This window comes from Eudoraea sp. (assembly GCF_049665975.1).
Lineage (GTDB): Bacteria > Bacteroidota > Bacteroidia > Flavobacteriales > Flavobacteriaceae > Eudoraea.
In genome coordinates, this window is sequence record NZ_JBATGR010000103.1 from 1 (window position 1) to 11,747 (window position 11,747).

Here is an 11,747-nt window from a genome sequence, read left to right on the forward strand (position 1 = left end):
GGATTGTTTTTCTCATTTATATACTGGACCATATTAGTACCATCATATTTGAAAAGGCCATTGTCTCTGGCCGCGATCCATATATTGCCATAATTATCCTGCGACATTCCGTTAATAGAATTTGGGATTTCCTTAAATGGCATTGGTATTTGTGTAACTTCAAACTCTTGTGCCGCAATATTGGAATGAAGGAATAGGAAGAAAATGAAGATTACGGTAATTGGAAATCTAGGCCAACTTACCATACAGGAAGAAGGTAACAATCGAATCGAATTTGGTTTCAAGTTCATCCCCATTTTTTTCATTAGATGCTATTTAAAGGTAATTGGATAAGAAATTCTGATCCTTCCCCTTCCTTGGTCTCCACAGTGAGTTCCCCCCCATGCGCCTTTACAATATCATAGCTCATGCTCAAGCCCAATCCTGTACCCTGCCCCGTTGGCTTGGTCGTAAAGAAAGGTTGGAATATTTTGTCCAACACCTTTTTAGGGATACCGTTGCCATTGTCCATAACCTTGATTTCCACTTTTTTGCCCACTTTTTTGGTACTAACGGAAACGGTAGGTTCATATTTAGTATCCCCCGAAGCTCCCAACTTCGCCAAGGCTTCGTTGGATAAATTAGCGAAGGAGGACTTTTCATTGGTAGCACTTCGACTGCGCTCAGCACAGGCATAGAATGCATTAGTGATTAAATTCAAAATAACCCTGCCAATGTCTTGCGGTATTATATTTACCTTGCCAATGCCTTCATCAAAATCTGTTTCCATAGTAGCGTTGAAGGTCTTGTCCTTAGCGCGTAAACCATGATAGGCCAGGCGTAGATATTCATCGGCCAGTAAATTGATATCTGTAGGTTCCTTTTGCCCACTACTACTGCGACTATGCTGCAGCATGCCTTTTACTATCCCATCAGCCCTTTTACCATGGTGGGTTATCTTATCCAGGTTTTGTTTAACATCCTCTGCGATGGCCAGCGCTTCCTTGAGGTCTCCTTTCTCCAATTCCTGATGCATCTCCTCAATTAGTTCTACGCTTACCTCTGAAAAATTATTGACAAAGTTCAGGGGGTTTTGGATCTCATGGGCAATGCCAGCTGTAAGTTCTCCCAGGCTGGCCATCTTTTCAGATTGTACCAGTTGATTCTGTGTGGTTTTGAGTTCGCTTAAAGTGGTTTCGACACTTTGTTTCGCTTTTTCTAATTTGGTAAAGTCCTCATACCGGGCATAGGCAATGGCAAAGGTATCGGCCAGGGATTGTACTAATTCAATCTGTTCATTATTCAAGGGATTTTCACTGCCAACGTAAAGCATACCCTGGGTGAATGGAATAAAATGAAGATTTAATGACTCAGGCGGATTTGCTGCTCCTTGATAGGTGTTTTTATTCGAGATTTGTCCCTGTTCCATCAAAGATCGAGTCCAGCTTATAAATTCTTCCCGGTTCCAATGTTCATTAAAAATACTTCCTTTCCGCCAATGGGCAACCGTATTAGCAGTAATCGGATTTGCATTAAATTGAAGGTGCAACACTCCAAGTGAATGGCCGTCTGGTGCAGATAAATAGACCTCGACAATTTCCGTAGGTTCATCAATGATAAAAACACCACAACGAATAAAGGGTACATTCATGGTGGTCAATTCATTCCATACGAGCGGAGTAATGCGTTCCAGATCGGCTGCTGTGCGCATACTTGCAATTTGCCCTCTGACCCTATCTAACGATGCCTGTTTAGTGGCTTCCTTTGCCTGGGCTTCGGCTTTTTGAAGGTCCAGAAAACGGGTGTAGGTTTGCTCAAAGGACTTGGCAAATCGTTCAATAAATTGAAGTGTTTCATTCTTACGAGGCTTAAATGAACTGTATCCAATGTACCCTTGTTTGAAAATCGCATGGGTTTGGTATAGGCAACCGGAAATTTCCTTTTTAAAGGTTCGATACGTTGGGCCTTTCCTGAAATCTGGATTTTTACCAAGTTCATTGACATATGCTACTAATGCGGGACCTTTGATTTCATAGAAGCAAATTGGGTCATTGTTTTTCCAAGCTTTGAATACAAATTTTACATCTTTGAAATCCTTAAATTTTTGGTGAATTGATGTGGGATTAAACTGGCCATCGGTGTCTGTATACCACGCTTTAATCCCTTTTAAATCTTCATCAAATATGCTAAACCAACACCAACGAAGTTGAACACCAAGTCCCTTCAACTCTTCAAAAAGGACATATGCAACCTCGGATAATTCCTCACTCCTATGCATAGCCATGGTTCGGCTTCTCACTCTTTCCAATGCTATTTCGATCTGAGCTTCCCTGGTTTGTGTCTCTGCTTTTTGAAGATCTAGAAAACGCTGGTACAAACGCCCAAATTCTTTTGCAAATCGTACGACGATCTCCTTTTCCTCTTCGGTAGCTCTTCTAGAATGGTTAAAACCAATGAAGCCATATTTGCAGTGTCCCTGGGTAGTATAGAGGCCATCCGGGAAATCCTCGGGAACTAGTTTCTGTCCTTCAGGAAGGGCACTCATTACCTCATCGAGCAACTCCCAAACAGCAGGTAATATTTCCGGGGGATAATCAATACAATCCACGGCATGCAACTCACTTTTTTTCCAGTTGGCAAAGGAGGTCTTCCAACTCTCTACTGCATTCACATCGATCAATTGTTCCGCAATAACACGTTTCTTTCCGCCGGTTGTAATACGCAAGGTGAAGGTCTCATTGGCTTCATCGAATAAGGTGAGATGGGTGAGCGCCGGGTTGATCCCCAGAAAATCGAACTGGTCGAACAAAACCCCCAATACATCCGTCAGTTCATCAGTATGGTGCATGGCCATAGCCCTGGACCGCACCCTTTCCAGGGCCACCTCTATCTGTGCTTCCCTTGCCTGTGATTCGGCATTTTGAAGATCGAGAAAACGGGTATAGGTTTGTTCGAAAACTTTGGAAAAGCGCTTTAATATCCTGCGATCATTATCAGTGATATCATTATTCTTTGCCATTGCCAAAACACCATATTTATGATTGGAATCAACAATTTCCATACGATCCATTCTCTTCTTTTTCTGGATTCTGATGAAACTTTCATGCCCGGTCATTTCACTTAGAGATTTCGTAATTTCATCTACTTCCTTCAGACCTCTCCAGGATAGATAAGAAAATTCTTCTCCTGCTCTCCAGCTCTTTATGGAAGATTCTTCAAAAGGCGCAAGCGGCACTCTAGCTGTATAAACTTCATCTATAACCCCTTCTACAGGAGAAAACCAGCAATTGGAATAGCCCTCTTCAATAATAAATATATTGATCCAAACCTGATAGAAATCCAGTTCCAACTCAGAAAATTGCTGAAAAAGAACCATTACCACCTGAGCAAGCTCATCAGTTTTATGCATGGCCATAGATGCTGCACGCACCCTTTCTAAAGCGGCTTCAATCCTTGCTTCCCGTGCCTGGGATTCGGCTTTTTGAAGATCGAGATATCTCCGATAAGCGAGGTCGAACACCTGAGCAGATCTTCTCAGCAATTCCAGGGCTTCTTTGGAAGCTTCTTCCAGGGTTATTAGCATTAAATTTCCGCCGGAAAAATCGGAGAAATACCAGTATTGATGATTTGGTATTTGATTTTTCCAAAGTTCTTTGAATACTGGTACGCGAGCCAATAGCATTTCCTGCCATTCAATTAAGTGTTCCCCACTTGCTTCGATCAGGTAATTCCTTTTCTGGGAACGGAACATACGCATGAATTCGCGTGCATAATATGTCTCATTATTGTCGAATTCAACATTGCCGTATTTAATCTCTCCTTCTTCCGAATCAGGAGGGTGAAAAGCAAACCATGCTGTAAATTCAGAATTATCTTCGGGAATAAAATGTATGGCGATTGTTTCCAGTTGATTCTGACCAATAGCTGCCATTTGCTCCCTTAATACGAGAGAAACTCCTATCAACTCTTCAGAAGAATGCATGGCAAGAGCCTTGGCCCTTACCCGTTCCAGTGCAAACTCTATCTGCGCTTCTCTGGCCTGAGCTTCCGCTTTTTGAAGATCAAGAAAGCGGGTATAGGTTTGATCAAATACCTTGGCAAAACGGATCAATAATTCCATAGTCTCATCTGCTACAGGTTCATTTGTGGTGCAAAGAAGTAATCCTTTGGAGAAAAAAGCCGCCTGTTGTACTCTTCTGCCTTTAATTTTGGAATCGTCTATGGGTAACCTAACATCTTCTTTAATATAGCGCACCCAATCCTTTAGCTTTTGGCCGGACAAGTCAATTACTATAGATTCTTTACCTTCCTTCCAGGCTTTATGTATTTTAGAAATGGTTGTGGATTCTTCCAAAGACCCGCTATATCTATGATCGAGCTGACTCCCAATTTGATCCGTAGCCCATAACTCTATCAGGTTTTCGTCTTCTTTAATAATACAAATACTTATCCGGTCGGGTAAATTTCCCAGTAACGCAAATTGTTCAAAGAGCACCTGGGCCGTTTCAGGAAGTTGCTCACTCTTATGCATGGCCATAGAACTGGCTCGCACTTTTTCCAATGCGGTTTCTATTTGCGCTTCCCGGGCTTGTGCTTCTGCTTTTTGAAGATCCAGGAAACGTGTATAGGTTTGTTGAAAAACCTTACCAAATCGCATGAGAATGGTATTATCTTCATCAGAATAAGGAACTCCTTGAAAATTTTCGATATACAGACCAACATTGTCTAATAATACTGTGGAAATAGCTAGTCCAGGACAACTTAAATAATGATCTTTTACTTCTTTAGTTGACTCTGGAATAAACTCGAAGAGGTCTTCGTAGAACTTATTTTTTTCTTCAAAACCCAAAAGGTTAGTAAAAAAATTATTTCCTTTTTTCTTAGCTTTCTTAAAACTATTCCAGTGTGCACAATCAAAATACGGAAGTTTTATTTCAGGGAATACAGCTTTCTTGTCAGCAAGCCAAATGTGCATATCTTCATTTTCCTTATAATCCATAATAAAACCAGTATGCTCAATATTGATGTTTAACTGGCTGAATTGGTCGTACACTACCTGGATTACTTCTTTAAGTTCCTCACTCTTATGCATGGCCATAGAACTGGCTCGCACTTTTTCGAGTGCAGCTTCAATCTGCGCTTCCCTCGCCTGTTGTTCAGCTTTTTGCAGATCTAAATATCTTCTATAGGTTTGTCCAAAAACACTGGCAAATCTAGCTAAAACCTTAGCTGCTTCTTCTGAAATTGGGTTTGGTGCAAAAGAAAAAAGAATACCTTCATTGTAAAAGAAACTTTTGTGGTACTCATTTTCGGGTAGGGAGTCTAAGTCTGCTTGAAATGGGTACTCTGGTTCATTGTTAAGGGCTTGGTAATATCTAAATACATCATCACCGAAATAATCGTAGCTATAGCACGATTTCCCACTTTTCCACGCTTTTTTGAGTCCAATCAACATGGGATGTATCGTCATATCCAACATCCCCATCTTTAAATCAACTTTACCGTTTGGGGTTGAATTCGCTGACCATGTTTCCATGCCTTCATATCCTTCAAGGATTCCTATTCCAACGCGAATGGATTTGTCCAGACCCAGCTTCATCACTTCATCAGATAAAGAAACAACTGTAGCCCCAACATCAGCACTATTGTGCATAGCCATTGTTTTAGAACGTACCCGTTCCAATGCTGCTTCGATTGCAAGTTCTCTATTTTTTTCTTCTAATTCTACGGTGCGTCTTTTTACCGCCTCACGCAGTTCCTTATTCTCTTCAGCTATTTTATCAATGGCCACATTCCGGCCTTCCTCGGTTTTTGAATCAGGGAAAGAAGAATGCTGATGTGTAATTTTCCATCCATCTTTTCTTTCGGTTAATAGGGTTGTGGCTCTGAATTTGGAATAGAAGATCCATTGTTGTCCATCCAGGGCATAGAGATCGCAACGTTCATGAACCATCACTATTGTATCTTGCTGCTCTATTTGTGTAATGCGATTACGCATTTCCAACTTTCCGGCCACTTCATCGATCGTATCTTTCAAAAATTGAACCGCCTCTTTTTTTGTGGTAAATACCTCGCTTTCTGCACTTCCTACCTGTGTATACGATTCGTCCAAAAGAACTTCCATGGCATCAACATTGCCCTTCAAATATTGGGTCCAATAAGCTTCGTATACCTTCGTTAATTGTTGTTCCTGTTCAGAGGTAAGTTTCATAATTAAATTGGCGATAAAAGTCTTTAATGAAGCCTGTCCCAAGGCAAAAAGATAGCGTTACAATAAGTGTCTGCCACAGACCACTCCTTGCTTACTAATATACTTAAGATTTTGGAAACAGCGAGCTAATAAATTAGATAGTAGCCTCACCAGGACTAGCTTCGCTGTTCCTGAGAAACGCTCGTGCTGAAAATACAGAAGTCCAACTGCCATGCAGCTGGTTTTATTTTTGGTTGTTCGAAGGAATTGGCTACGATAGCAAACCCAATTTTCTAGCTTGATCAATAGTTAGTATATTTGAGTTAAAGCTGTTATTGGCAGTAAATCGTAACCTTAGTCGTAGCATTTGTGATTATCTCTGATCAGTTGAAACCTGTTACTACTATTTAAAAAAAATGAATTTATGGCAATTAGTATTATTGGAGTTGGTGTTGGGCGCACTGGTACTTACTCACTTAGATTAGCGCTCAATCAACTTGGATATGGCCCATGTCACCATATGGAAGAGGTTCTGAAAAATATGGATATACAGGTCCCGCTCTGGTCGGAAACCTTAAAAGGAAATACGAATTGGAGCACCATTTACAATGGCTTTAAAAGTGCAGTAGATTGGCCAACAGCAGGATTTTTTCGTGAATTAATCAAGGAGTACCCAACAGCCAAATTTATTTTGACTGAGCGAAACCCTGAAAATTGGGCTGATAGTTTTGGCTCAACAATTTATAAATTGATTGAGGGAAGAGATAAGGCACCTGAAAAAATGCACAATTGGCTGAACATGGCTAATAAAGTCATCACTAAAACTGGATTTCCAGAAGGATTGGATAGGGAAGGATTAATCAATGGGTTTATTGCTCATAATAAGGCAGTAAGGGAGATCATTCCTGAAGAACAGTTGCTTATATTTCAAGTGAAGGACGGATGGGAACCACTTTGTAAATTCCTTAATGTACCAGTACCTAATGAGCCATTTCCACGCACGAATAATCGCGAGGAGTTTTGGGATTTAGTAAATGCTGGAAACTAATAAGGATTTGCATTGTACACCGGACTTTTTTACCTGTAAAATATTTTAGTTTTACCATTTTCAATTGGGACACTACGGGTTATGAGTAGTTGCGTCTTAAATCGCGACCCATAACAAGTATAAACATACAAAGAAAATCCGACAGGATTTTCGGATGAGTAGGAGCCAAGCAATTACTCATAGGTATTGTTAGCAAATCGTTTTTAGTTTTATCCGACCGAGTAAAAGCCTGCGCTCTGCTTGCGTTCTGAGTGCGTCAGAGCAAGAAAGTATTGCGTACTGCTCCGAAGTCCTCCGAATCAATCTAAAATCCATTTGCGATTGAGTGGGAATTCCATCTGTTTTACAGGAAGATCAGTTCCATTGGTATTATTATTGTCCTGAATATGTTTAAATGGAGAATTTGTATTAGTCGATCACTAATAGATTATAAGTCATTTGTAACTGTTATTCTTTGTAATATTTGTCCCTATTCTGTCCCTACTCTACTTATAATATCCATATAAGTCTAATATACTATTCATTACATGCTTACTTAACTTTCTGTATCGGTAAATAAGAAATATATTCTTGTACATAGCTAATATACCATCCCTTAACGGTTTGAATAAGGCGCGTTTTAATGCACTTTATTTTTTGTTATAAGCTTTTTATCACACCAATACCAGATGGCATCTTCACTCCCAAGTTCATAGGGAGCAAATTTGTCGAATTCCATCCCAACTTTTTCCATTACTCTGATCGATGCTTTATTTTCTTTCAATGCAATTGCAATTATCTTTCTTATTTTGAGTGAATCAAATCCATAAGTCAAAATTGCGCGAGATGCCTCCGTTGCTATACCTAATCCCCAATATTCGGGCAAGAATCTATACCCAAGATCAATTTCATCAAATTCTGGCAGATATGCCAATCCTGCCCAACCTACAAATTGCTTTCCACTTTTTAATATAGTAGCCCATCTACCAAATCCATATTTTTTATAGTCAATAATTCTTGTCTCTATGGCCTTTTTTATTTCTTCTATAGATTCCACCACAGGCTCTCCCGTATACTTTTGTACAGCTGCATCAGAATGCAACTTAAATAGTGCCTCTTTGTCATCAAGAGTAATTTCTCTTAATAATAACCTTTCTGTTTCTATTATAGTTTTCACTTTATTGCTAATAACGTCCTTGTATATTAGCCATTATAATAGCTCATATACTTTGTTGTGTGCTTTAATTTCTATTTACTATTTCAGTTGCAATATCCTTTGCAATTTTATCTGCGATTAAAAACCTCCGTGCGTTACAAAGAACTATTATGTTCAGATCAGAACTTGGAACTGAAAAAATTGAAGTTGAGAAACCCCTACCTGCGCCAGGGGTCCAAATAATTTTTTGTCCGGCTAATTCACTAATAAACCATCCCATCCCATAGGAAGCATATTCATCATAATAAATTATTGAGGAAGCATCAATTTTATCTCCATTGTTATACTTTGAGTAATTCCAAGCCTTTTCAAGCAAATCCAATTCTATTATCTCACCAGAGAACAATGCTTTTGTCCAAATACTTAAATCTTCATTATTTGATATTAATTCGGCATCACCATCAGCTAAATGGTTCTCATCTAAATATCTAGTAGAATTTTTCATCACACCTTTCACATTTCTGTATCCATTTACCCTGTTTTTAATGATGTTAAAATAATCCATTTTTTGTGTATTCTTCATGTTAAGTGGGGTGAAGTACTCATTTTGAAGATAATCCTGATATTTTTGGCCGCTAACAGATTCTATAATTTTGGTTAAAATCCAATATCCTGTATTAGTATAACTCCAGTCATTACCTGATGAGAATTTTAAAACCCTAGTCGAATCTTTTACAATTTCAAAGGAAGTGCTATGCAATTTTTGGCCTTCCTTAAAATCATTTAGGTAGTCCTTTATTCCTCCTGTATGATTTAATAATTGTTCAATTGTTATGTCTTTCCAAGTCCCTGGAATTGAATCGAGATACTTACTTATAGGGTCACTTAGTTCGAGCTTATCCGTTGTCTCCAATTTTAGGATGGAAACAGCACAGAATTGCTTTGAAACTGACCAAATTCGATAAACTGATGAATTGGTCATTGGTACATCCAGCTCTAAGTTTGCATATCCAAACGATTTTTTGAATTTGATGTCATCATTGTGGATAACAGATACAGACATTCCAACAATGCCAAGGCTATCCATATATTTTTTTGCAATTTCTTCAACTCTATTATTTAAGTCATTAGAACCCTGTGCAAATATTGAATTAGAGCAAAAATTAATTGTTAAGATTAATATGAAATAAAGTCTATACATTTCTTTTCCTATTTATTGCACGCACCGGTCTTGGCTAAAGCGCGTTTTTATGCCTCTTTAGCTTTTGTTATCTGCTTTTTGTTCTTTTAGGGCCAATTGCTTTCATAAAGATTCCTTCAGTTGTACTTCTTAATTATTCATGCAGTTTCTGCGCTTATCCCTTTAACCAATAGCCATATACCAATTATTATTTCAAACAGACCACTTGGGGCCCAAAAAATAATTTGATTTATTGGCTTCGTTGCGTATTCAGGAGCTAGCATAAACATTAATGATTGAATTAAAATTAACGCAAATGAAAGGATTCCAAAGCCCGCTAATATCCTTGGTATATACTTCGACTTTAAAAATAGATAAGAAAATATCATCATGTCCAGCCCAAGAAAAACCATGGGAACAGAAGTAATAGCAGTATGCGAATTAAAAATTAATCCGATAGGGAGCAGCAATTGCTCTTGCGTAAACACGGCTGTTTGTGAATTTTCATTTAAAACCTGTAAAGCAATATATGGTAAAAGCACTGTAACTGCCATTAATGTGGCCTCTACTAACTTCAAAAGCAGTGCAAGCATAGCAAAATTCTTATTTATCGGTTTCAGTATAACATAGAGAGACATACCCAATATGATTAAACCAACAGACATGAATAGTTCGATGGTAATACCCATTCGAAATACAAATTCATTTACCACAATGTTATTGGCTGTAGCTAAAGCATTGCCTGAAACATTCAGTTTGGATAATACAAGAGCCCAGTTTAGGGTAGGTGCGATAAATGCGAACAGGAACATAAAGCCAGCAATTTTAACAGCTTTTTTCTGTGATAGATCTGTAATTCGATTTGCTATTTGTTCGCTATTCATAATTGTAATACTTTAATTATTAATTAATAGCAGGAAGAATGTATTCTTCAAGAATATTAAATACTCTCACATCCGAAAGATAATTTCCTCCTGTAAACACTACTACTGTGTTTAATTCAGGGATAATCATAATTTCCTGCCCTCCCCAACCTCCGGCATTAAACATGTCGATTTTTTTACCTGACTTTGGATATGATTTTAACCACCAGGAATATGAATATCCATGTCTTCCGGATGCTTGCCCAGGAATATTAATACCCTTGTTGTTTCGATATTCAGTAGTGCATTTTTCGACCCATTGTTCTGAAATAATTTGCTTTCCATTCCAATCCCCATTATTTAAAAAAGTAACACCAAATTTTACCATATCCCTAGGTGTAATAATTAATCCACCACCAGCATAAATTACTCCATTATCGAATTTTTGTGCCCAAGTAGAAGAATCAACTCCTAAGGGTTCAAATAAATATTTTTTTGAAAATTCATCAATTTTCATTTTTGTTGCCGTTCTAATAATCTCTCCTAAAACAACCATATTACCTCCTGAATAAGTATAGCTTGTCCCAGGGTCATCTAATAGTGGACGTTCTAAAATACAATTGATTGGATCTTCGCAATGAATCCACAAGCCAACAAGGTCATTATTTGAACTACTAAGTGGCGCTCCCCACTCGTCCCACTCCAACCCAGAGGTCATAGTAAGCAGATGTTCGATAGTGATTTTATCTTTTCCATCTGAATTTAGATGCTGATATTCAGGTAAATAATCAAATATGGATTGATGAACACTTTCGATAAAACCTTTCTCTATTGCAATTCCGATACAGGCAGAACTAATACTTTTGGTAGCGGACATAATATGATGTGGCATATTCCTGTCCCAGGTCACTAATTCACCATAATGGTTGTCTCCATCCCATTTGTATTTATGTCCTGAAAAGTATTCTTCAAATACAAGTTTATTATCCTTAAAAATTAGCATAGAATGCACTTCTTTATATCGACCTCCATATATTTTATTCACTGCTTTTATAATCAATGACGAATCAATATTCACTTCAGCCAAAGTGCCAACATCTAATCCATCTTTTATATTTTCAGGTGGATTATATATATATTGAATAGTAGATTGGGACAGGCAACTGACAATTAATAATAGAATAAAAATTGCAGTAAATAAATTTTTCATTCGTTCATGAATAGTTAATAATTGCAGATAACGCATTCGAGTATGGTAAGTTGCGCCTGCCTGCCGAAGGCAAGTGGTTAAGCAACTAATTTAACAAACAAATCACAGATAGAAAATTCCAGCGGAATTTTCGTAAGTAAGC

At 38.2% G+C, this 11,747-nt stretch carries 6 protein-coding genes and 1 pseudogene; 1 reads left to right on the forward strand and 6 read right to left on the reverse strand.

The genetic code is table 11. The annotated features are described in order from the left end of the window. Together WBN20_RS04185 and WBN20_RS04190 are read right to left on the reverse strand one after the other, a co-directional pair. A pseudogene (locus WBN20_RS04185) lies at window positions 1-290 on the reverse strand (hypothetical protein); the annotation flags it as partial. Window positions 291-304: 14 nt separating this feature from the next. Beyond that, a complete protein-coding gene (locus tag WBN20_RS04190; RefSeq protein ID WP_424280813.1) occupies window positions 305-6,190 on the reverse strand; it encodes an ATP-binding protein in 5,886 nt (1,961 codons plus the stop codon). 403 nt (window positions 6,191-6,593) lie between these two features. Here WBN20_RS04190 and WBN20_RS04195 point away from each other — a divergent pair, with 403 nt between their 5' ends. After that, entirely contained in the window at window positions 6,594-7,217 is a 624-nt protein-coding gene (locus tag WBN20_RS04195) for a sulfotransferase family protein (protein ID WP_424271400.1), read from the forward strand. Window positions 7,218-7,836: 619 nt separating this feature from the next. Here the strand turns inward: WBN20_RS04195 and WBN20_RS04200 are convergent. The 4 genes from WBN20_RS04200 to WBN20_RS04215 form a co-directional block, all read right to left on the reverse strand. Further along, complete coding sequence (locus WBN20_RS04200; protein ID WP_424280814.1) at window positions 7,837-8,373, reverse strand: GNAT family N-acetyltransferase; 537 nt, start codon at window positions 8,371-8,373, stop codon at window positions 7,837-7,839. Window positions 8,374-8,437: 64 nt separating this feature from the next. Then, window positions 8,438-9,553, reverse strand: coding sequence for a serine hydrolase domain-containing protein (locus WBN20_RS04205; protein ID WP_424275667.1), 1,116 nt, complete (start codon window positions 9,551-9,553; stop codon window positions 8,438-8,440). 137 nt (window positions 9,554-9,690) lie between these two features. Continuing rightward, on the reverse strand, window positions 9,691-10,416 hold the full coding sequence (locus WBN20_RS04210) for a DUF4386 domain-containing protein (RefSeq protein ID WP_424280815.1): 726 nt from the start codon (window positions 10,414-10,416) through the stop codon (window positions 9,691-9,693). 19 nt (window positions 10,417-10,435) lie between these two features. Then, complete coding sequence (locus WBN20_RS04215) at window positions 10,436-11,605, reverse strand: serine hydrolase domain-containing protein (RefSeq protein ID WP_424280816.1); 1,170 nt, start codon at window positions 11,603-11,605, stop codon at window positions 10,436-10,438. Window positions 11,606-11,747 lie beyond the last annotated feature (142 nt).